Annotated in this window: 19 protein-coding genes; 2 read left to right on the forward strand and 17 right to left on the reverse strand. The window is 41.3% G+C overall.

The genetic code is table 11. The features are described from left to right. Window positions 1–141 precede the first annotated feature (141 nt). From ACWATR_RS16275 to ACWATR_RS16295, 5 genes are all read right to left on the reverse strand, one after another. Entirely contained in the window at window positions 142–1,311 is a 1,170-nt protein-coding gene (locus ACWATR_RS16275) for a homocysteine biosynthesis protein (RefSeq protein ID WP_069072583.1), read from the reverse strand. A gap of 526 nt (window positions 1,312–1,837) precedes the next feature. Beyond that, on the reverse strand, window positions 1,838–2,989 hold the full coding sequence (locus ACWATR_RS16280; protein ID WP_460334335.1) for an AI-2E family transporter: 1,152 nt from the start codon (window positions 2,987–2,989) through the stop codon (window positions 1,838–1,840). Between the two features lie 90 nt (window positions 2,990–3,079). Then, window positions 3,080–3,271: a hypothetical protein gene (locus ACWATR_RS16285; RefSeq protein WP_460334338.1), complete on the reverse strand. Its 192-nt coding sequence runs from the start codon at window positions 3,269–3,271 to the stop codon at window positions 3,080–3,082. A 123-nt stretch (window positions 3,272–3,394) separates the two neighbouring features. Beyond that, entirely contained in the window at window positions 3,395–3,955 is a 561-nt protein-coding gene (locus ACWATR_RS16290; RefSeq protein ID WP_460340451.1) for a Uma2 family endonuclease, read from the reverse strand. Window positions 3,956–4,255: 300 nt separating this feature from the next. Beyond that, complete coding sequence (locus tag ACWATR_RS16295; protein ID WP_460334341.1) at window positions 4,256–6,025, reverse strand: WD40 repeat domain-containing protein; 1,770 nt, start codon at window positions 6,023–6,025, stop codon at window positions 4,256–4,258. Window positions 6,026–6,335: 310 nt separating this feature from the next. Between ACWATR_RS16295 and ACWATR_RS16300 the strand changes: the two genes are divergently transcribed. Then, window positions 6,336–6,458, forward strand: a complete 123-nt coding sequence (locus ACWATR_RS16300) for a hypothetical protein (protein ID WP_460334344.1) — start codon at window positions 6,336–6,338, stop codon at window positions 6,456–6,458. A gap of 28 nt (window positions 6,459–6,486) precedes the next feature. Here the strand turns inward: ACWATR_RS16300 and ACWATR_RS16305 are convergent, their stop codons facing one another. The 11 genes from ACWATR_RS16305 to clpB all read right to left on the reverse strand — a co-directional run bounded on the left by ACWATR_RS16305 (window position 6,487) and on the right by clpB (window position 22,333). Continuing rightward, window positions 6,487–6,882: a hypothetical protein gene (locus tag ACWATR_RS16305; RefSeq protein ID WP_460334347.1), complete on the reverse strand. Its 396-nt coding sequence runs from the start codon at window positions 6,880–6,882 to the stop codon at window positions 6,487–6,489. A gap of 151 nt (window positions 6,883–7,033) precedes the next feature. Beyond that, entirely contained in the window at window positions 7,034–7,681 is a 648-nt protein-coding gene (locus ACWATR_RS16310) for a TIGR04282 family arsenosugar biosynthesis glycosyltransferase (protein WP_460334350.1), read from the reverse strand. Between the two features lie 32 nt (window positions 7,682–7,713). Next, a complete protein-coding gene (locus tag ACWATR_RS16315; RefSeq protein WP_460334353.1) occupies window positions 7,714–8,277 on the reverse strand; it encodes a pilus assembly FimT family protein in 564 nt (187 codons plus the stop codon). Then, on the reverse strand, window positions 8,243–9,316 hold the full coding sequence (locus ACWATR_RS16320) for a glycosyltransferase (RefSeq protein WP_460334356.1): 1,074 nt from the start codon (window positions 9,314–9,316) through the stop codon (window positions 8,243–8,245). The genes ACWATR_RS16315 and ACWATR_RS16320 overlap by 35 nt, the downstream gene beginning before the upstream one ends. Before the next feature lie 4 nt (window positions 9,317–9,320). Next, the gene (hpsE, locus tag ACWATR_RS16325; protein WP_460334359.1) at window positions 9,321–10,313 is read right to left on the reverse strand and encodes a hormogonium polysaccharide biosynthesis glycosyltransferase HpsE; all 993 of its coding nucleotides are present in this window, start codon (window positions 10,311–10,313) and stop codon (window positions 9,321–9,323) included. 21 nt (window positions 10,314–10,334) lie between these two features. Next, window positions 10,335–11,294: a hormogonium polysaccharide biosynthesis glycosyltransferase HpsE gene (gene hpsE / locus ACWATR_RS16330; protein ID WP_460334362.1), complete on the reverse strand. Its 960-nt coding sequence runs from the start codon at window positions 11,292–11,294 to the stop codon at window positions 10,335–10,337. Between the two features lie 147 nt (window positions 11,295–11,441). Next, window positions 11,442–12,131 (reverse strand): prepilin-type N-terminal cleavage/methylation domain-containing protein, encoded by a 690-nt coding sequence (locus ACWATR_RS16335; RefSeq protein WP_460334365.1) that lies wholly within the window; start codon window positions 12,129–12,131, stop codon window positions 11,442–11,444. 38 nt (window positions 12,132–12,169) lie between these two features. Continuing rightward, window positions 12,170–13,186, reverse strand: a complete 1,017-nt coding sequence (gene hpsC / locus ACWATR_RS16340; RefSeq protein WP_460334368.1) for a hormogonium polysaccharide secretion pseudopilin HpsC — start codon at window positions 13,184–13,186, stop codon at window positions 12,170–12,172. Window positions 13,187–13,251: 65 nt separating this feature from the next. Further along, complete coding sequence (hpsB, locus tag ACWATR_RS16345) at window positions 13,252–13,983, reverse strand: hormogonium polysaccharide secretion pseudopilin HpsB (RefSeq protein WP_460334371.1); 732 nt, start codon at window positions 13,981–13,983, stop codon at window positions 13,252–13,254. Between the two features lie 258 nt (window positions 13,984–14,241). Further along, window positions 14,242–19,053 carry a hormogonium polysaccharide biosynthesis protein HpsA gene (gene hpsA / locus ACWATR_RS16350; protein ID WP_460334375.1) on the reverse strand — a complete coding sequence of 1,604 codons (4,812 nt, stop codon included), beginning with the start codon at window positions 19,051–19,053 and terminating at the stop codon, window positions 14,242–14,244. Window positions 19,054–19,690: 637 nt separating this feature from the next. After that, a complete protein-coding gene (gene clpB / locus ACWATR_RS16355; protein WP_460334377.1) occupies window positions 19,691–22,333 on the reverse strand; it encodes an ATP-dependent chaperone ClpB in 2,643 nt (880 codons plus the stop codon). A gap of 146 nt (window positions 22,334–22,479) precedes the next feature. Between clpB and ACWATR_RS16360 the strand changes: the two genes are divergently transcribed. Beyond that, a complete protein-coding gene (locus ACWATR_RS16360) occupies window positions 22,480–22,650 on the forward strand; it encodes a hypothetical protein (RefSeq protein ID WP_460334380.1) in 171 nt (56 codons plus the stop codon). A 332-nt stretch (window positions 22,651–22,982) separates the two neighbouring features. Here the strand turns inward: ACWATR_RS16360 and gloA are convergent, their stop codons facing one another. After that, entirely contained in the window at window positions 22,983–23,417 is a 435-nt protein-coding gene (gloA, locus tag ACWATR_RS16365) for a lactoylglutathione lyase (protein WP_460334383.1), read from the reverse strand. Window positions 23,418–23,446 lie beyond the last annotated feature (29 nt).

Raw genomic sequence — 23,446 nt, forward strand, 5'->3', positions numbered from 1 at the left:
GGAGAAGAGACAAGGTAGACAAGGAAGAGGGGGAGACAAGGGAGAGACTTGTTCAATCATCCCCCCTTGTCCCCCTTGTCTCCCCTGCTCCCCTGCTCCCCTGCTCCCTAGTCCCCAATCCCCAGTCCCCAGTCCCCAACATCAAAAATCCGTCCGACGGTCTTGGGGTAGAAAAGATCGCTCCATTGGAATTGGGGAAACTGGTTCTGTGAGGGTAAACGTACCTGCTTCGATCCACTTTTTCAACTCTAGGGCAACTTGCCTAGAAAAAAACAAACTCGCTAAGGGGGCAGAGCGTACTGCTTTGCCCTCAATGGTGATCCGCCCAGATTTGAGTTGGGCGTAACTCACCAAACCAAAGGTGGGACGGACGCGCCGGGGAATGGAAAAATCCACTATTGGGGCTACCAAGTCTTGATCTTGGACGGCACAGTGTTCAACTACTTGTTCATTTAATACAGGGAGTGGGACACCAACGCCTAACATCAATGAGGGCCCATAACTTTTGAAATAACACCCCCGCACCCAATGAGCATCCATTTGCTTGGCATCACCAATTAAAGCTAAAGTGGCGGAAGGCCCAATCGGTGTACGATTAGCTAAACGCTTTTGTAAGGGGAAGTGCTGAGTGCCTTCCCAGGCGACATATCCAATACCGCCACCTAAAAAAATTCGAGTACCTATACCAACGAGTTGCAAATCGGGATCGTTGAGTAAGGGGGAAATAGCACCGGGATTAGAGTAAACGGCATTCCCCAGACGCGGTTGTAAAGGGCCGAGATAGGTGAAGAGGGGGCGATCGCCACCATTTACACCAACAATAAAATTTTGATAAAGATTGCGAGGATTGAATAAATAAAACTGATTAATTGTGTCACTGGTAATGGTAGTTTCAAAATTTGCTCTGGGGTAACAATCTGTTACTTGTCCTTGCGCTTTTACGTGTATAGATTTACCAGCGATCAAATCTTCGATTACATGACCGCCGCCACGTTCTCGGACTTCTTCCCCGTCCGTCGTCTCCACAGCAGAACTTGCACCCAAATATAAATCTACTGCCCCAAAACCAGAGTATGCTGGTACACCATCTAACCAGCAGCGGCGAATTTTTATCGGGGGGTCAGTGTGTCCCAGATTGATAATTGCACCACTGGATTCCATCGGCTCAAAAGTGCCAGTGGTAATTACATCAACTTCTTTCGCAGCTTTAGTAACACCGATTTCTACAACTCGTGCTTTTAATTCTTCAGTTGTCAACACTACCGCACGTTGGCGGCTGATTTTCTCGTTAATTTCTGCAATTGTTCGCATCTTATCAGTGCTAAGGCTTCCTGGTGAATGGTGAATAGGGAAAAGAAATTTTCATTGCTCCTTGTGAGCGCAGATTATGGTTACTCTTGCATAAGGGACTTCCAAGAAATAAATTATCCATTTTGTGGGGTGGGCCGAAAAGCCACTGGTGTCAACTTAAGCCAAAAATAGCGTACTGATTGGGTGTTGTTCACCCGCCAGGGATTGTAAATCCCTGGCGGATGTGCGGTTTCGCGTTAAGTTGACACCAGTGGTGGGGACACCCATCCCACAAGAAAATTTGGGATGTTTTTTGATTTGGAAGTCCCTAATTTCATCTCGAAATGTTGTCGCTAATCTCTGCGCGACAGCTTAACACCCTGGATAGGGTTCAAATAGTTGATGAACTGATTACCATCACGAATCAGTCAATTAATTTTGAATTTTGCATTTTAGATTGAGCCGTCTTGCAAAATCCCCGACCTCTTAAAAAAGTCGGGGATTTTGTTGTTCACGAATAATTTTAAATGGCTAGATAATCGAGTGACTAATCTTCTTGTTTCAAAATATCATCATCAATAGACGGCTTCTCATTAATATCTGTATTTTCTGATGTCCAATTATCATCTGCTCTAGGAGATTCAGAAACTATGACAAACTCAGTTTCCTTTCTATGGCTATTCCCCCATTGATCTAAAACATCTTTAATCAACACTTCTTGCAACCAAATCTTAGCAACAACAGTTAGGGGTAGCGCCAGAAATAATCCTAAAAATCCAAAGAAAGTGACGAAAAATAGTTGGGCAATTAAGGTTACAGCTGGCAGTAAAGAAACTTGCTGTGCCATCACAATTGGCGTGATGAAATTACTCTCAACCTGTTGAATTACAAAGTACAGAATCAAGACAGCAACAACTTTCCACGGATCATCCAACAGTGCGATCGCCATTGCTGGAATTACACTAATTGTCGGCCCCAAGTTGGGAATTAAGTTCAAAAATCCTGCCAAAATTGCTAAAGCTAGCGCTGCCTTTATACCCAAAATTGATAAGCCAACTAGACTCATCAGCGCCACTACAAACATGGCAATGAAAGCACCTGTAATCCATCCCTCTAAAGAGACTTCGCACTTATTTAAAATTCCTTCTACCCGCCGCCGATAAAATGAGGGGAAAAGCCGGATAAAGACTTTGCGGTAAGCTAGTGGGTCGGCTAATATCATTCCTGTTAAAACCAACACTAGCAAAATCTTGAGCACTACTTCCAAAGAGCCAGATACAAAGGCGAAGGAGTTTCCCAGTACCCGATTCACGAAAGGTTGTGCTTGTTGAATGAGGCTATTGATGTCTGGGATATAAGGAACTAATTCGTTCGGAATACGAGTTCTCAGAGCGTCAAGCCAACCATTAAAGCGCTCAAACCCTTTAGGAACCTGATTGGTTAGTTCTTGAAACTGCTGTGCAAATGGCGGCACAATTAACCAGAAAAAACCCACGACGCCTGCCAAAAAGATAGCTACTGCTAGGAGGACGGCGAATCCACGTTTCATCCCAAAGCTTTGGAAGCGTTTCGCTAGCCGATTTAAGGTGGTGGCTAAGACAACTGCGGCAAACATTAGCAAAAGCACTTCCCGAATTTGCCACAGGATGTATAAAGAAAGAACTATGGCGATTAAGCCGATCCATTGACCGAGGTTCACAGGCTGACTCCCAACGGTTGGCGAGATGCAATTTTCTTGTAATTCAGCTAGGTTAGCTGATTTTAGTAACTTGTGTGTAGATGATTTGAGTTAATTTTGTTTCTGGGCTTGGAATCGCCACAGTAGTGCGATCGCCATTATCACAATCGGCAACAATACTATAATTAGCGCGTTGGTTGCTGTCGCCGAAATTGATAGACTTGGCCCTGCATACTTAATCAATACCGATAACAAAGCCGAGAGTAAAAGCAGTTTCAGAACCAATCCTAGTTGATTTTCCATAAATTTACGGCATACAAATTTTTATGCTACACACGACTTTGCGTTGTACCGCCCAGTTTCTACAATAAACCTACAGATACAATCCTTTCCAACTTTCTCTAGGCAACCTTGCGGAAAGCTTTTTTACGTCAAACTCAGCCAGCCAAAAACCTGTTCTACAGTTAGTTCTAATTCCATACCCTCAAGAATGGGTAATTTATTGGTAGCTTCGTATAATTCCACCCGCTGTCCAGGAAAAATCCCCAGCACACTTTCGTCTTCTGGGTTGATTAACCAGCCAAGTTCAGTACCATTGCGCGAACAATGAAATAATTTACTCAACACTTTTTTTAACTTTTGGTCTGGGGAAAGAGTCTCAATTGCCCAGTCGGGATGTATTTCAAAGCGATTAACAATTCTGTCAGATGGAGTTTTAGGAATTCTATCCCAGCGAAACACAGACACATCAGGGACGATAGAAGCGCCGCCAAAGGTACAGCGCAGTTCTGGGAAAGCCAAAGCAATTTTTTGACTTCTAGCTATGCCGTTAATTGTTTCGCAAAGAGTAGCTTGGAGCAAACTATGTTCACCTTGAGGCATAGGTTTTTGAATAATTTCCCTGTTGATAAAATCTGATGCTGGTTCAGTTTCCGGCAGTTTGAGGAACTCGTCTAAAGTTAGTTGGGGTTGAATTGCGATCGCCATAAGCAAATAGCATAGAGGGGATAGTTTTATTATGGGCGTGCGATCGCCCAATACAGTTTGATTAAGGCAAGAGACGCGATAAATTGCCGTCTTTATAATAATCAGTTCTTTGTAGAGACGGCGATTTATCGCGTCTTTGTGATATGTAATTTTCGTCAAAAAACAGATCGGTTAAGAATATTCGTAGGTTGGGTTGAGCGTAAACAAAACCCAACAAACCCTTTAACTTAAATCCTCAGTTTCCCACAATTACGAATTACGTTAGCGACGTAAGAGCGTCATTACGAATTACGAATTAGTTTAACTGCGTTGCCAAATTTTAATTGTCTTATCCAAACTCCCGCTAACCAACATCTCACCGGAAGCTGTGAAAGCTAATGCTGTGACTATATTCCCATGACCTGTAAACGTACCCAACAATTCCCCAGTTTGTAGATGCCATAATTTGATGGTTTTATCAGCACTACCGCTGGCGATAATTTGTCCATCGGGACTTAAAGCGATCGCATATACTCTATCTCTATGTCCTTTGAGAGTATGAAGTAATTCCCCAGTCTCCAATTGCCAAATTTTAATCGTTTGATCCCAGCTACCACTCACCAGCAGTTTACCATCTGCACTGATTGCTAAGGAACGAACGATGTGAGAATGACCCATGAGGGTATGCAACGGTTGTGCATCCTTTAAACTTTTGATCCCCGTCTGGGGTGAAGTGTGCCAAACTTTGATTTTGCGGTAGCTACCTGTCACCAGAGTTTGTCCGTCTCGACTCAAAACCAGGGAATGAGCAGCTGTATCATCTAAAGAAAGTGCGATCGCAACCTGACGATGCATCAAATCCCAAAATAGAATTTTTCTATCATCTCCACCTGTAGCTAACATTCTGCCGTCTGGCGTGAAAGCAGCACACCGCACTACCCCATTATGTTTATGCAAAATATCTATTAAGTCTAAAGCGCCTACATGCCAAAGCTTAATTGTGGAGTCTGCACCGCAACTCACTAAAGTCTGTCCATCTGAACTAAAAGCCAGGGAATTCACTTCATCCACCAGCCCAGATATTACCCAAGGATACTCGGATAATGTCTCTATTAATTCACCCTTGCTTAAATCCCAGAGTTTCGTCTCTCCACGACTACCACTTGCCAATATGGGTAAGGCCTGGCCATTGTTACACCCGGAACTGAAAGCTAGGCAATTAATGCCTCTGTTGTGTCCTTGCAAAGTTTGCCAGCATTCCCAGTCACCGACTATACTCTTAAGGCAATGCTCTGATGGTAGAGTCTGTATTGTCGCTGCGATCGCTCTCTCATTAATTGCTGGTGACGTGTCTTTTTTGCCAATAAGTGATTCTAAATACCAACTCAATCCCCCTGCATAAAACAAATTACTCGGAGTGATATAGAGTTTTGGTTCAGTAAATTCAAGTTGATTTGTCGGTAAAAAACCTGTTATTACACTTTGCTTCTCGTAACCTAATTTACCTGTAGATGGATAAAACAAACACAGAAAAATTAATACTTGGTGATTTTTCAAATCTTCTTGAGTAACTGACCATCGAATTTTGTCTTTCTTAATACCATTAAAACTTTCTCCATCAGCAACGTAAACTTGAACACTTAGCTGAGGATTATCTTTTAGTACATAAGAGAATTTGCTTTCGCCACACAAATTTCCCTCATCATCTAAAATCATGTTTTGTAAGGTATCTTGTGATACCTTTTTTACCAATTTGCCCAAGCGTTCAGTTATTACTCGGTCAACAATATGCTCCCGTAAAAGATAATCTTCCGCTTGTCCTTGGAAGTATTTGGGAAAAGGTATTGTCCAGTCGGGAGGCTCAGGATATTCAGGCGGCGTTGGCGGCGGATTTTTGGCGAGAACTTCTGCTTGTTGGCGAGAAAGTTCTTGGAGTCTAGCCAAAGGCTCGCCCCAAAAGGCCATAATCTCAGTGTGACAACCTTTGACTTGACTTTCTAGCAAAGATAAGTCATAAGTTTTAGGTTTTTTCACACGTTGAAGGAAGTCAGTTTGTTGAGCTTTGAGCAAGCTAATCCAATCCATCTGCATTCCTGCGGCAAACTATTGCATACCTACGGTAAGCTATACCAATGCAATTACTCAAGTTTATAACCTTAGTTAATTAAAAATTCAGTAATGTTAGCAGTCTAATAAAACACAGCCATTGGCAGATGTTTCCGGGAAAGAGATAGATGGATAGCACTTAGACATTTCATGAACTGATGCAACTGAGATATATAAAATTAGATGATGTCTGTTAATTCTAACGGAGATGGACAAAGAGATACTGTTTCTAGGGAAACACTTCTAGCTGCAAAGGAAAGTTTGATGTGAGAGGGATTTTAAGGGGTACAGTAACGTGAAGTCAACAAATACCCACACAAAAATAACCGAGTACAGCTTGGCAGAAGTAAAACACCCATTCCAAATCTATGAAACCCTTGCGGTACAGGAATTACGAATTACCGTAGCGCAGCATTAGTGAGGAATGAGTGTGATTACGAATTATTTTAACCTTTACGTTTTGGTTGTCTGGGTGTAGTACTTACATTAGAGGAGTCACCGAAAGTATCCCTTGCTTCGATCTGTTTAATTTTCATTTGCAGGTTCAAGTCATCACTGCTAACAATTGTTTCTAAATTCGCTAATCTCCGCTCTAACAGTTCTATTTGCTGTTGTTGCAAATAGTTAGTTTTTGATTTTTGCTCATCAGAACGCCAAACAGCAACTGTACCAACAGCTGCGCCACCAATAGCAACTAAAGGAAGAATAGCACCACTTCTAGTAACTGCTGATAGGGGGACGCAAACTCCGAGAATAGCTACTGTAATGACCCAAATTCTTGTAGTAGCAGATAATCTGACATCTTGGTATTGTTCCAGATTGGGTTGAGATTTTTTAGCCATAAGTAAATCCGTTGAAAAGTTATTTGCTACATTGGCAGAAATGTTTACTAAAATACTTCCTACAATTTATCTGTAATAGGCTGAGATAATTGCACTTTTGTCAAGAAGGTGCAGGATAAAGGGGACTCTCTCCAGTTTGGAGACTTCTCCCTCATTTTTCCATATCCCTTGCAAGAGCTTGTTCCCAAATCAGTAGATCCTCCGGTCGGTCAACATCAGCTAAAGGCAACAAATTTACATGTGATAAATTAAGTTTCTGAGCAATGTCCACAGTTTTCTGGAAAACTTGAGCAGTTCCCCACTCGATGTTAACGAATAATTCTGGGATAGGTTGACACAAACCAATTAAGTAATATCCACCATCGATCGCAGGGCCAAGTACAAGATCAAAGGTATGTAACTTCTCAAAGGCTGTTGCTAGAATCTGGGGATTCACTCCAGGACAATCTGTACCAATGATAATTACTTGTTCTGCACCAGATTCAAATGCATCAAAAAGTGATCGCGCCATCCGCAAACCTAGATCCCCTTCACCTTGAGACTGGTAAACTAAATCCAACCCCAGCCAGTCTTGCATGAGTTGCGAATTGCCACCTGCAAACCGCACTTCCACAGATATGTCAATGGCTTTTTGCAATTCTTGAACCTGAAATATTGTATGTTCTGTCATCTTGCGTTGAAGATTGGCAGCACCAACATTTCCCAAAGCAGGTATCAGCCGGGTTTTTGCCTTACCTGGTTCTGGATAGCGAGTAAAAATAATCAGGTGTTGTTTTGCGTTTGCTGGTAAGTTCAGCACACAATACCTTGTTTGAATGAACTAAGAATATCTTAATAGCAATACTTATTGTCTTTAGCTATCGCATTATCTTTGCCCATTCGCATTGCTCCTAAAATCGTAGAAACAATCACACAACGCTTAGTTTTACCACCAGACTTAATCGATAGCGCGATCCGTCCTAAATCTTTGGCGTTACCTCTGTAGTCAAATCTAACTTCTTGTACAGTACTGAGTGATGATTGAAAGTTTGTCTCAGAATCTAAGCGAACATTGGCATCTAAGTTATTCCAGTTAGCATTAGATGGGTTTACTGTAGCAGGATGAACCGCCCATTGAACGATGCCGTTTTGTTCGCGAAAGCTGGCTTGCCAAGTGAATTTATCTTTGGTGGCTTGCCTTTGAGCTTGGCGCATAGCATAATAGACTTCGTTTTGAGCAGTGTTGAGACGGCGAGTCTCCACAAAAGCTAGCCAGTTGGGTATTGCGATCGTAGCTAATATACCAATTAATAGAACAACTACTAACATCTCTGGTAAGGTAAAACCACTGTTAGAGTGCTTATTGCAGAGATTTTTTGCATTAACTAGAGATCGTAAATGCACCTGGGTATCCATTTTTGCTTTCTGGTCGATTTTCAGCTACCCAGATATTGAGCAATGTTTCAGCTTCTTCGTTTCTGACTTCGCGCCGATTAAGAATACTGTAGAGCAAGGTGGGCGAAGTAAAAATTATGACAATTTTCAGTAACAATTTTAGGGTGAAATTTATATTCTGAATTCTTGAGGGGTCGTTAAGAAAATACTTCCACAGAAATTTAGCAGCTGCTAGACCTTTTTGCCGATTAAAGGGTTCTTGTAAGGCTTTGCAGGTAAGGTATTTATATAAATTCGCTAGGCTTATATTCCAACTCTGTTTAAGTGTAGTTTGCGTAGTGTCTCGTAGAGAAGGTCTTTGCTTATAGGCTCTCTCAAGCACTTGTAAGCAGGTTTTTTCCTGCCTGACAAGGTTGGAGGAAACTGAATTAGCACTTATGCGATATAAGATTTGTACAGATGGTACACATATAAAATCAAACTTAGAGGCTAATCGCAGCCACATATCCCAATCCTGAGCGGCATTGAGAGATTCGTCAAAGCCACCTAATGTAATTAAAGCTTTTCTAGAAATTAAGGGATTTGAACCATTTTCTAGAAAGTTATTTAATAACAACTGATCATAAGCATTTCCATTTACATTAATCCGCTTACCTGAAAGCAGAAATTTACCATTTGTATCAATATAATCAGTCCAACTGTAAGCAACTTTTGCAGTAACGTTTTCTTGCAGAGCCTTGAACTGAGAGTGAAGTTTATCAGGTATCCAAAGATCATCTGCATCTAAGAAACTAACAAATTCTCCAACTGCACGGTGTAGCCCTCGGTTCCGGCTGACGTTTCCGCCAGCATTGGAATAAGAAAATACTTTTATTCGTGAGTCTTGGATTTGTGTAACAACTTCTAAAGTTGAGTCTTGTGAACCATCATTAATTACAATTAATTCTATGTTAGTAAAAGTTTGATTTAAAACAGATTGAATTGTCTGCTTAATAGTCTTTTCACTATTATAAGCAGGGATGATTACAGAGATTTTTGGCAATTTTTTGCTGGTTTTCATAATTTTATAGGGCTAATTTATTTTTTAATACTTTGCCAAAATGGCATTTTAAGTAGTAGAGAGGACTCATCATACTAGCTAAGTAAAACTCCATCTCAAAAAGAGCAATTAGATTAGTTTTAAATTGCCCTCTATAGTGAATCAAGTGCTGTAATGCTCGGCGTAAATTTCCTAAAATAGTTTTTATAAACACAATTGGTTTTTGCCAATTTGTGGTATTTATCAAGCGTAACTGGAAAATACACAAGCCACAGCCGCGTGCCAGAGTTAAGAGGTAATCTTTCTCAAGTCGCCAATGTGGTATTTGATGATAAGTATGCATGGTAGGGTTATACCAAATTTGCCAGCCTGCATAATGTATGTAAAGCAATGGTTCATAGTCATCACCCTGCACTAAAATACCAGGCAGCTTGCCACTTAAATTAGGTCGTTGTGGGACATTTTTGCGCCATACTTCTTTGCGAACAACAAGCGCCGCACCAGGAGGAAGTCTTAAATTATCCGCATCAAACAAATGTGGATTTGAACCATGTTCCCTAATAGCTAAAAAACCTTGAATTTTTTCAAAATGTTCTGGTGGCTTTACTTCAAAATCACCATGAATCTGTCCACTCCAAGCGCCTGCTTGAGGATGCTCTAATCCAAATTTATATGCTTCTGCTAACCAATCAGGTGCAGGTAAGTTATCATCATCTAAAAATGCGATTAGCTGCCCTTTAGCTTCACGTACAGCCCTCAGTCGTGCAAAAGCTGCTCCCTGTTCGGGTTCTAAAAAATATCTTAAATGACAGTTTCCATCATATATTTTTTGGTAATTCTGGATGATTTCAGATGTGTTATCAGAACTATTGTTATCAACAATAATAATTTCCCAATTAAGATTTTCTACTCCTGTCTGGGATAAGAGTTTATCCAAAATTTTAGGTAATCGGGTTGCTCCATTATATGCAGGAATGGCTATGCTAACATCTAAATTTTCAACTGCTAATTCAGTCATAATACCTAATATTTTGATAATTTATTTCTTGAAATATCCATTTTTCCAAAGATAAAAAGGACTAATTAAGCTACTAACAAAAAGTTCCATTTCACAAGCAACTACCAAATCCTGTTTTAGCTTAGTTCGATATTTTAATAAATGAAAAGTAATTTTACGCAGGTCATTTATCATATAAGATAAAAGAGCTACTGGTCTATATATCTGTTTTATATTAACCATTCTAGTAACATAACGGCTAAGTCCAATACCTCGAAAAAACGGAATTAAATAATCTTTTTGTAAACGAGATTCTGGGATTTTATGAGAAATTTCCATTTCTGGGTTATACCAAATCTCCCATCCTGATTTTTGGATATAAGACAACATTTCTAAGTCTTCACTGGTAAGCATATTGCCTTTAACTCTTCCAGTTAAAATAGACTTATCTGGCACACTTTCTAACCACGCTTGTTTACGAACAACAAGTCCGGCAGAGGGTGGCAGTAATTTTTTAGATGCTTCATATAATAGCGGTAGATTGCCCCGCTCTGTAATGGCTAAAAATGGAGCAATTCGCTTAAAGTTTTCCGGTGGTTCTACTTCCCAGTCCGGGTGAATTTGGCTACCATAAGCTCCCGCTTTGGGGTATTTTTCACCAAAATTATAAGCTGCGGATACCCAATTTGATACTGGATAGTTGTCGTCATCTAGAAAACCTATAAATCTACCTTTAGCTTCTGCAACTGCCTTTTTTCGGGCATAAGCAGCGCCTTGTTTTGCTTCAAAGCAATACTTTAAAGGGTAAGTACACTGCCAACTATTTTGATAGTTTTGAACGACTTTAGCTGTGTTATCAGTGCTATTGTTGTCTACAACTATAATTTCCCAAGATAAATTTTCGGTGTGAAGTTGGTTTTGTAGTCGTTCTAGTAGTTCAGGCAAACGACTTTCACCGTTATAAGTTGGGATAGCTACAGTAAAGTCAAGGTTCTCAGTCATTTTCCCAAAGTTATGTTTTATTAGGGCGATTTGTCAGGTATTACAAATCAGAAAACTGCACTGGATGTTACAATTTTGCTCTCAAAGTGCAGTTTTATGTACCGTATTTATATGGAATTTTTTATAGGTTTCGCTACAAAAAAATATTTAATTATTGCACGCAGGATCTTTTGCTGTCCGCATTCCCCCAAGAAGAGTTTGCACTATGACATAGCGTTTTAATGAACTAGCCTCAATAGTTCCTGTTTTGGGTGCAGCTACCATCACTTTTAGACACGTATCGGCAACAGTACCACCAGACTTATTTGCCAAAACACCTATGTAGTCAAAAGTAATAGTGCCAGTTCCTGGTGCAGTCTCAACTATGTTACCAGTGGCATTTTTTGTATTGGAAGCAGAAATATTTGTATACAACAGAACTTGCCCTGGATTAGACGCCATATCCTCGCCTAAAGACTTCCATACAACACCCGAACTTGGTGGAACAGAACCTTGATGAATAAGGAACTTGGGAAGGTTGTCTTCAACTTTCAAACTGACACTGTAGCTGAGTTTTTTCTTTTTAGCTTCGCGCTGTGCATCTTGTAGTGCGGCGAAAACAGCGTCATTAACCTTATTTACCCGTTGCCGATTTACAAAAGCGCTCCAACCAGGAGCTGCGATCGCTGCTAAAATTGCTACCAATAACAGTACTACTGTTAATTCTATCAGGCTAAAACCAGGATCATCTCGATTGTAGCTATAGTGTCGATTTACTAAATATTGCTGCTTTTGTTTTGTTTTTTTGCTGTGTAACTGGAAATAATCGAATAATTTTAAACTAGAAATGTTCTGCATACTATCCTGCTTTTATTAATCTTTGTCAAAGATAGAAGCTATTTGCTAAATATAAAGCTGCTTCCTTGAACCTTAATGTTTGCACTCGGAAAATAACTAGATTTACTTTCGGCGTAACGTACTTTAGTTTCATCTTCTAATAAGCGAGCTTGTGCGTTACCTCTTAAATAAACTTCAACAGCACTTCTATTATTTGCGCTAACTGAATTTACACAAGCATAGAATCCTGTTCTGACACTAGTTGCTGCTACTGGAATTTGACTAAAGTTAGCAGAGCATGTCACTGCTGGCGCTCCCTGTGCTATTGTTGTTTGATCTATAAAATCAACCAAAACTACGGCATCTTGATCGTAAGGTTCCCCTGCCAAACTATTTGTCCAACTATTCATTTTTGCTTGTAGTTTTATGCCTTTTTGTGACACGTCAAATGGTTTAAAACCTTTATCTGGACATGGAAGATATTTTTCGGTGGCAAATCCATCGCAATCACCTTCTGTAGCAGCAGCATTTGGAACGCCATCTTTAATTTCCCATCTGGCAATGCGGGCAGCTTTAGACCAGTTAGGATTATTGTCTTTAATTAAATAGTAGGCAACTAATGAGTAAACAAAAGTATCATCTTTTTGAGTGCCTGTAATTGTAATTGCTTGATTAACTAATTCTCGTTTCCAAAAGACAAGCACAGGAACTCTATCTGTTGCACTAGGTAGTTGATTCCCAGTTGTACCTGCATTTGGGCAAGTACTAGGAGTATTAATAGTATCAACAGTACCGCTTAGACAAGCAATTCCAGTAGCATCATATATATATAGTGCTTGTTGGAGATCGCGAGTGATATAGTCAAGCGCTGCTTTAATTTCTTGCTCAGAGGTGGCTTTAGCTTGTTCCTGGCGGTCAGTGTTTAAAACGCTGATCATAAAACCTAGCAACGGCGTAATTACCAGGAATGCAATGATCATAGCTACTAGTAGTTCAATCAGGGTGAAGCCACTATTTTTGTTTTGCTGGTGAGAGAGTTTTAGCTGAGTACTTAACAGCCACCTCAATATATTCATCTTGCTATAGTTTCTCCTTAGTGACGGATACTGAGTCATAAAATTATTTATGTTTGCTGGGTTAATTATTGACAACCACCAAGCCTTCCGCATAAAGCGCTATAGGAGCTTTGACCCCTAACAATTTCAGTTGTCATTTCTACTAGTGGTGCTTTGCGGTCGCCTAGTCCCCCTGTAAATGTTGCTGCTGTTTTTTGGTTGCCATTGGTAGCATCGTTTAAATCACTTTTCTTGAGAGAGCCAAACTCGGCATCTGAACGATACACCCGAATTCCCAAACGATAGCCTTGACCCTTATCAATTTGAGCGCTATTTGTGCTGATAGTTCCAACTGTATTGCCAAAAGCCTGAATGTAAAACTGAACTGGGCTGGTTGTTTTATAGGTTGTACAGTCGCTTGGCAGAGTGATTTTGCCATTGTTGTGAAAGCAATACAATGTACTTGTGTTTGCGGGAACACCAGCACTGCCTAGTAAATAGCGCTGTAAATCGCTATTAGTTGTTGCAGTTGCAAGTTTTGTGGTAGCGGTTGCAGCTGTGAGTACTGGGGACATTGTATCTGTGATGCTATTTTCTGAGATTGTTTTAGACTTAATAGCATCAACGAAGGCTTTAGCCGCTCCTGTTGCCAATTCTATGCGTCTAGCTTGCACACGAGTTGCGGTTGAGATGACTAGGACAGGTGCGATCGCAACCAGCAAAACGCTAACTACGAGGATTGCCACCAGCGACTCAATGATCGTAAAACCAGACTGGCTAGACTGAGCAGATGATTCTTGTAGTTGGTGTGGGTTCATAGAAATTTAAAATCCAAAATCTAAAATAGTACCAGTAACGCTGCGCGTAATTCGTAATTACGTTTTTGCAAGGGTTTCAGATATTTCAAATGGGTGGTTTATTTGCGCCGTGCTGTACTACTAGTTCATGTCATTAGTTTTGAAGGTTAGATAAGTTTGTAGTCAGGACTTTAGTCCTAGAATTTTAAGCACTTCAGTGCCTAAAATTGAGCGATTTATCGCTCACTACAAACCTTGCAAAATTAATGAGACAGATGACTATGATGGTTGGAGTTTGCAGTCACCAGGACGTTCACTTTCAGGTAGTGCAAATTTTAAACCGCTGCCAAAGAAGGTGCTGTCCGCAGGAGGCATATCAAACCCATCTGCTGCTTCAGTTTGGACACCACACAACAGAGTTTTCACCCAAAGGTCATCCCGACCTACTTCTCTGAAGTATTCATTTGGAGGATCTGTTGCTGGAATTACAAAACGCTGGGCAAACAAGTCGGGATTTTGCGCCAGTAAGGCCACATCAAAACCCCAGTTACGGTTAGGAGGCATATAATAAGGCGCTTCCCCAGCAGCAGCAGTACTTATAGAAGTACTATCTGATGTGTAACCAGGTCTATTAGAATTCAGAATTCTAATAAAGATACTGTTATTGGCAGTGGCGGTAAGAGCATTAGGGTTAGAAGAGGTTGCAGGAGCAGTTGTTGGTCCTGGTCTGACAAGAACTTGGAATGGTGCAGTAGCATAGATACTGCGTTTAAATTGGATGAATGAACCGCTGATATTGGCATTAACCCCATCCCAATTTTCTAAGAAGCGTACAAAGTTATGCAAACCCCCATTGATTTCGTAGCTAGTTGCACCCACACGAGCAGGAGTATCACCAGCTGCAATTACTAGATTAAAAGTTGTTTCACTTGCTCTAGACAACCATCTAGTATTTTTAACGACAGTGGATAATCCTCCTGCTAAACTGGCATAATCTTGATCTTGAGGCCCTGTAGTGGTTGTTACCTGTAATTGCAATACAGGTTCTAATAGCGGCTGGTACAACGCATTTCTGATGGGTGTAGTCGTGAATGGCGATGTGGCTCCGGGGAAATCTCTAAGCGAACCAGAAGCTGGTAGTTGCGGATACCTGTAGAATAGACGATTAGTATTGTTGTATTTTATCTCGCCAGTGTTGAACCCTGGAGGGCTAGTAGAATTACTTGTCGTGGTTGCAAACCATAGAGCATTAGTCGCTATGTCAGGTATGCTATTCGGGTCTAGCGTACCACTTGCAGTAAATGGCGGAAGTTCTTTTACTAAACCTGATTTGATACCTACTGGAATAGGAGTAGCGGCACTAAAAGTTATGGGAGTATTAGCAGTATTAACCAGCTTGGCAAAATCAGCACCAGCATTGTATGTCCGTTTGAACGCGACCCTACGAGCAAACCGTTCAAAACCAGCCCTTGGCGATCGCGCAGTTGTACCAGCTAAGAGTTTGTCAGGATTTGCATCTATTACCTCACTAGACCTTTTTAGGATTTCTGCTGAGGTTAAAGTATTGGTTAGGTTATCATCATTATCTAAACCCACATGCCAGTCACCTGGTTCACATTGTGAAACTGGTATCTTGAAGCACATTTCCATTACATACTCTGGGAAATTTCCTCGGCGCTGAATGGGTGTGACAAAGTTGTTCAAATAAGAACTGTTATTGTCAGTACTAGTGGGAGTACCCTTGTAGTAGGCATCACCACCAGAGTCAGTGAAGAATTTAGATGAAGTGACGAAGTTGTTATTCCAGAAACCCGCCCTCAGTCGGCTGAGTACGATGTTAGGGTCACTTCCTTGGTTATTTCGTAAGTCGTAATCACCCTCATTACGAAAACCTTCGCGGAAGTTACCAGAAAGCAAGGTGACAGCATCAGCAATCACTGATGCAGATCGCCAGGTTTCGCCATCTTCGCAATTAGGTAGTCTAGAATCTTCTGGACGACAAGCAAAGTCAGGATCGCGATTTGCCGCAGCACGAGTGTAAAATTTACTATCGTAAGTAGCATCACTGGGAGGAGGTAAAAGACCCGCATCTTTAAATTCTTGCTTGGTATGCAGATTAAAATTACCTTTAACATAAGCTGGCAGGTCAGTTGCTAAAACTAAGCCTTTTTCTTCTGCTCTGTAATCGTTCTCGCGGCTCAAATCACTGCCATTAATCAACATAATGGCATTGGGTCGCCGCTCTGGATCAAGCCTGTAGTCAGTAGCACTGACATTTTCACTTGAGTTACTGGCATCTTTTTGAGCATCATCACGAGATGCATAGATAATGCCACTATTGGGTAACAGATATTCGTTAGACCAAGTACCAGCGATTGGAGTTGTACGAAGCTTATTTAAATCTATGACAGTGGCACGAATTTCTAAAGGTTGGCGCTGTTCAACTTCTAAATTGTAGTTTCCGGTTAATGCGCCACCTTTATCTATAGCTTTAATTTGTCTGGCGTCAAGAAATGTAGTTTCCTTAATTGCATCATTAGGAACATAAGTTTCACTCGTTGAGAGAGTTCCATCGGCAATTTCTATTGCACAGATTGTCGAATCAATTGCTGATTGCTCAGATAATGTGAGGTCTTTATCTGTTGCTTTGAGTAGTGCTTGACGCAGTAGCGGATTTACAAAACGACCGTTAGGAAATGTCAAGTTGGCTTGATACTTTAAGCGATCTAGCAAAGTTACAGCAGTGTTCGTTACATCATCAGCATTCGCCGCAGTTGTAAACAATCCACTGGTTAAAGTCTGTCCTCTAGTTATTTCATCAGATGTAGTATCGGAAATTTCATAAACGATCCCATTATTAGAAGCTGCTGCTGTTGTTGAAACGAGTGGATCGTAGGTGTTTGTGGTTGCTGTTGTTTGATTAGTGGGATTGTAATAGCTGCTGACACAGGCTATAGGTGTTTGATAATGATCTGGTGTAGTCGCATTATTAGGATCATAGGGATCACGGTTGTAGTGATAAACTGCTGTGGCACGCATCACCAAATGCCCACGTGTTGGAGTACCGTCGATAGGATTAGCAGGATCAGGTACTAGCATGGGCATAGTGTCAGGCCAGACTACTAATGATGAAGTCGTAGGTAGTCCAGAGCCAGTACTTCTATATACTCCTGCGCCTGTAATTACTCGCAGTCCGCCTACTACATCAAGAACATCAGCGCGGGGTGAAGCGGCTGCTATTTCCCAGAATCCGTCACGTCCTGTTACCCCTAAATCTGCCAACTGTTTGACGCTAGTAGTACGAGTACGATCTTTAGTAGTGCTACCTGTCCATTTCACACCAGTAATAGTTTCAGGTTCTTCTTCTCCGACAAAAATTTCTTTTGTGCTGTCCCATCTTAGTTCAGGTAGATTGTTTCCTACTACAATGCGATCGCCTAATCGTGATTCTACTACAGGAGAAGTTTCTAAGGTTGCTGGGTCTGTAGCAGGTAACTCTGATGTAGTTAGCGTTAGTGTTGTATTGGTATTCGTAGGATATATCCAGCTATCTGGTGGACGTAAGGCGTTACTTCTTGCTGAACTTTCGTATCCTTCCAGAACATTTGCTGTAGTAAAACTACCAACACCATCAGTACCATAAGCTACCTCATTAAATGGTACTCGTCTGGTACGTTTTTTGAAGTAGGTTTCCAGTTCTTCTCGACGTACTTTATCTGAGTCTAAACTTGGGTCGGCTGCAATCCGCTTGGTTCTATTATCTTCGACCTCTTGGGGGTCAGTAGTTGTAGGGTGAGTTACTTGTGTCTGTGCATTTACCAACAAGTCGATGCGTTGAGCATAGGCCTGACTGTTATAGGCAATTTGATTTGGGGCATTCGAGGTAGATTTATTTGTGCTTGCGAGTGATGTTTGTAAAGGGGCATTATTTTCTCTAAATAAATCTACTTGAACTGCCCCAACATCTGAAGCACTTATTGGCCCATTACCTGCAACATTACCACCAACAACTATTCTGCCGTTTTCTCGCTCGTAATAACAAGAATATCTACTGCTGACCTGGAATAGCGTAATATCTTGATTACTTCTACCCATCAATAGATTACTGTTGGTGAAAATGCGCCCATTCAAACGAAATCTAGGGCCAGGTGTAATATCTAAGTCATCTTCATAAACTACAGCATTATTAGTAATGGGAACTTGACTACGGTCTTGTTGCATTTCTAAAGCCGAGAAGCCTTTATTGCCTCGATACTGTTCATATTTGTTTGTATCAAGATCGTCATTTAGACTACTAATAGGAACCGTTGCTGCATATACGAAAAAGCTTTTTTTCAATTCACCAGTTGGTAACTTATACCAACCAGAAGCACCTACCAAGCTGGCACTAGTTTCACCAGCTACATCACAAGCCCCACCGGCTTTAGCTGGTAGCATTGGAGGTGTTCTAGCATCTAGTGGGCTTCTCTTTCTCTCTTGGGTTGTACCATTTTGGGGGGGAGTGCGGAAGTAGATACCGTAGAGAATAAAGCTATCAAATTTACCGTTATTATCTGTATCGGCAGGAAATTTCCAGGCTGTTTGTAAGTTTTCTTTATTCTCTAAAATGACACTACTATCTGCTTCAATCGTATCGTCTCCATCAAGGTCATAAGGCAGGCTTATGGGAGTTTCATCACCAAATGTATAGACAGGAAGTTTATTAGTTAAGGTACTGTATAGTGTTACGTTTGATGGAACAGAACGTGGCAAAGTGGGGTCAGCAAATAGTGCAGTTATTTTGGCTTTAGCTCTCTCTAAGGCAGGGGTAGCGGCTTGTATTGTCGCTTCATTCACCCGAACATTACTAGCGTTTTTGGAGCGTTCAAAAGACCGAAATAAAATTGCAGTTGTTAACAATACGACTACTAAAGTTACCATTGCCACTGTTGGTAACACAAAGCCAGCATTTGCCGATCCAGGTCTTCTTCGAGTACCAAAAATAGTGCGGAGGAGCCAAATAATTTGCTTGTTAATTGCAGATAAAAACTGCTTACTAATTTGTTTGAAGGTTTTTTGGATTGCCTTGAATAAATGACGTTTTCGAGACATAGCTGCTTCCCTATTTTTTTGCATCTTAATTTATACCTGCCAATGATTTTTACAGGTAAAATATAAGACTATATTTATCTAACTACTGCATCTGGTTTTAATAATTTCCAAATAAAGTAGGTAAAACAAAAGACAATTTACTTAAAGTTATATCATTCATAAATTGTTGATTTTATCCGGTAAACACTGATTTTTTCAAAATTATTTAATTCAAGTCTGATCAGGAGGAAGAGCATGACTTTACAGTAAAATTGCGGAAATGTATTTTATTTGAAGGCGAATTTATGAAGATGTTGTTAGCAGAGTAAGCTTATAATACCCATCGGCTAAAGGAAAAATATCAGGTGGGTACAAAATAATCAGATGTTCAGCCAAAATTCCCAACTTCTTAGAGAAGTCGGGAATCTTTTTGTTTACATTGCCTTTATTAAGAGGTCATTTATAAAGTTAAAAAGGGTGGTTATAAACCAATATGCTTGGGTTAAGGGTTATTGGTGTGGTAATTGGTCTTTGAAGACGCGATAAATCGCGTCTCTACATGAGGGTTTTGTTGCTCTATCTGAACTGTATTGGTTTATAAACTGCATCCCTACAGGCAAAACCCACAGATGTGGGTTTCAATTGAATTCATCTAGTGCTATGTAGCAATCTGTGGTATTGACACTTTCACCAGCATTTTTTTGCTAAAAGACAGACCGTTTTCATTTTTGTCAATGATAATCGTGTCTCCAGAAATAAAAGTATTTTCCAATAACTTGGTGGCGAGGGGGTTTTCTACTTCTCGCTGAATTGCTCGTTTGAGTGGACGCGCACCATAAACTGGGTCATAGCCTGATTCGACAAGGTGATCGCAGGCTGATTGGGATATCTCAAAGAAGATTTTTTGCTCGCGGAGGAGATTTTCTACCCGTTTGAGTTGAATACGGATGATATGCCGCATTTCCGTGCGGCTGAGGGTATGGAAGAGAATAATATCATCAACGCGGTTGAGAAATTCGGGGCGGAAATGCGATCGCAATCCATCCATTACCCGCTTTCGCATCGTTTCATACTTGGAGTCATCACCAGATACATCCAAGATATGTTCGCTGCCAATGTTACTAGTCATCACAATGACGCTGTTACGAAAATCTACTGTCCTTCCCTGAGAGTCAGTAATTCTCCCATCATCTAACACCTGTAATAAAATATTGAACACATCTGGGTGCGCTTTTTCCACTTCATCCAGCAGCACCACCGAATAGGGACGGCGGCGAACTGCCTCGGAAAGTTGACCGCCTTCTTCGTATCCTACATATCCTGGAGGCGCTCCCACTAACCGAGAAACTGAGTGTTTTTCCATATACTCAGACATATCTAAGCGCACCAATGCATCATCAGAATCAAAGAGAAACTGAGCTAAAGCACGGGCGAGTTCGGTTTTGCCCACACCTGTAGGGCCCATGAACAAAAATGAACCTATCGGGCGAGAGGGGTCTTTCATCCCCGCACGGGCGCGGCGAATTGCCGCTGCGACTGCTTCTACAGCCTCTTCTTGCCCAATGACTCGTTGATGTAAATGACTTTCTAGTTGCAGCAATTTTTGCCGTTCCGATTCCAACAGGCGATTAACAGGGATTCCTGTCCACTTGGCAACGATTTCGGCAATATCGGCTTCAGTGACTTGTTCTCGAAGTAAAGTGGAACCTTGGTTTTGAATTTCTAAAAGGTTTGCTTCTTTGGCTTCGCGATCGTGCTGTACTCCTTCTAATTTGCCATACTTCAGTTGGGCAGCTTTATTTAGGTCATAAGCACGTTCCGCCTGTTCAATTTGCACTCGCAGCGCATCTTCTTCTTTCTTTAAGGCGCTTATAGCCTCCAATAGCTGCTTTTCACCTTGCCATTGCTCATTAAATACTTGCTGTTTTTCGGTCAAACTGGCGATTTCTTGCTCAATGCGCTCTAAACGTTCTTTCGTTTGGGGAGTACCCTTTTCTTCGCCAGCTAATGACAGCTTTTCCATTTCTAACTGCATGAGGCGGCGATCGATAGTTTCCAATTCGGCTGGTTTGGAGGTAATCTCCATTTTCAATTGTGCTGCTGCTTCATCAACTAAGTCAATAGCTTTGTCTGGTAGGAAGCGATCGCTAATATAACGTGCTGACAGAGTTGCTGCTGCTACCAAAGCTGAATCAGAAATTTTGACGTTGTGATGCACTTCATAGCGTTCTTTCAATCCCCGAAGAATGGAAATAGTATTTTCCACAGTTGGCTGATCGACAAATACTTGCTGAAAGCGGCGTTCTAGGGCAGCATCTTTCTCAATGTGTTTGCGAAACTCATCTAGGGTAGTAGCGCCAATACAACGCAGTTCTCCCCGCGCCAGCATTGGTTTGAGCAGATTTCCCGCATCCATCGCTCCTTGTTGGTTGGAACCTGCACCAACTACCGTATGCAGTTCGTCAATAAACAGGACAATTTGACCGTTAGATTCCGTAACTTCCCGGAGAACAGATTTCAGACGATCTTCAAATTCACCCCGGTATTTTGCCCCAGCAATCAAACTGCCCATATCTAAAGAGATGAGTTGGCGGTTTTTTAGGGATTCGGGAACGTCACCATTTACCATCCGCTGTGCTAAAGCTTCTGCGATCGCAGTTTTGCCTACTCCAGGTTCACCAATCAATACAGGGTTATTTTTGCTACGACGAGACAAGACTTGAATTACCCGCCGAATTTCGTCATCCCGCCCAATTACCGGGTCGAGTTTTCCAGCTTTTGCCTGTTCTGTCAAATCTCTGCCAAATTTTTGTAAGGCTTCATAGCGCGATTCTGGGCTTTGATCTGTCACCTTTTGGCTACCGCGAATGGCTTTGATAGTAGCTTCTAGTTTCGCTGCATCCGCACTAAAGCCTTTGAGAATCTTTCGTCCAAGGCGATCGTCTTCAGCAAAGGCTAAGAGTATATGTTCCACGGAAATGTAGGAATCTTTCATCCTAGCTCTAGCTTCCTCGGCTCGGTCTAGTAAAATATCTAAATTGCGGCTAAGGTAAAGCTGATCGCTTTTACCAACTTTGGGCTGGCGTTGAGTAAATGCTTCTAGCTGTTGCTGCAAGCGGATTGGATCGACCTCAGATCGAGCCAGAATGCGTATTGCTAGACTAGTAGGTTCTTCTAACAGGGCAATAATTAAATGTTCAACATCTAGTTGCTGTTGTTGATAAGCACGGACTATATCCTGAGATTTAACAATTGCTTCCCAGGCTTTATCAGTAAATTTATTCGGATCTGTAGGTTGCATCTTTAGAATTTTGGAATTTTGATTTTTAGTTGTTTATGGAGTGGAATTGGGTATTAAGGATTGGTAGGAAAATTAAGTCCCCAGTCCCCAGTCCCTAATTATCCAAACATTGTCAGCGGATATCCGCGTGTATCTCCGGTGGCAATTTGGGATTGGTAATTGGTGATAGTTTAATTCATTACCTATTTTCTAATTTAAAACGAAAACACTGTTATGAACGGACTTTGCCAGATGGTGTTATTGGAGCGATCGCTACGACGGGCTATTCGGCGTCGCTATTAGTGTTGCTCATCAACAACAGTATGGAGATAATATAGGAATCCGCTTTGATTTCTGAACTAATTTGCGTAGGCAGGCAATAGGCAATAGGCAACAGTCAAGAAGGCTTCTTAGTTGTCCTGAGTTTTTTCAGAAATCAAATATGAGTCCTATACTAATAAGATTTACGCATAGGAGATCACTTAACCCGCCGAAAAAGGTGAGGCAAAAATCGAAAAGTCTCGCGCGTTCGGGTTTACCAGCATGAAATGTCAATGTGCGGCAAAAGTCAATCTCCCCGCGTCTAGTTAAACTTTTCAAGATATATCTTAAGCAAAACTTGCTGCCCAGATCCCCGATTTATTCAATAAGTCGGGGATCTAAATCCGAATTACTGACTCACTAGTTGCTCTTGCGATTCCTGTTTGACTGCTGACCCTTGAGTTCCTAGTTGAATCAGTTCTAGTTTATACCCATCTGGATCTTCTACAAACGCAATTACTGTCGAACCATGTTTCATTGGCCCTGGTTCGCGTACAACCTTACCACCTTGATTGCGAATTTCTTCACACGTAGTGTAAATATCATCTACGCCAAGGGCGATGTGACCATAAGCATTACCCAATTCGTACTTTTCCACGCCCCAGTTGTAGGTTAGTTCAATCACCGAGTTGTCGCTTTCATCGCCGTAGCCCACAAAAGCCAGGGTAAATTCTCCCCCTGAATAATCTTTTCGACGTAGTAATTTCATTCCTAGAACTTCACAGTAGAACTTTAAGGATTCTTCAAGGTTGCCCACTCGCAGCATTGTGTGTAGTAATCGCATATTGACCTTTTCTCTGTAATTGATTTAGT

Source organism: Nostoc sp. UIC 10890 (assembly GCF_054786515.1).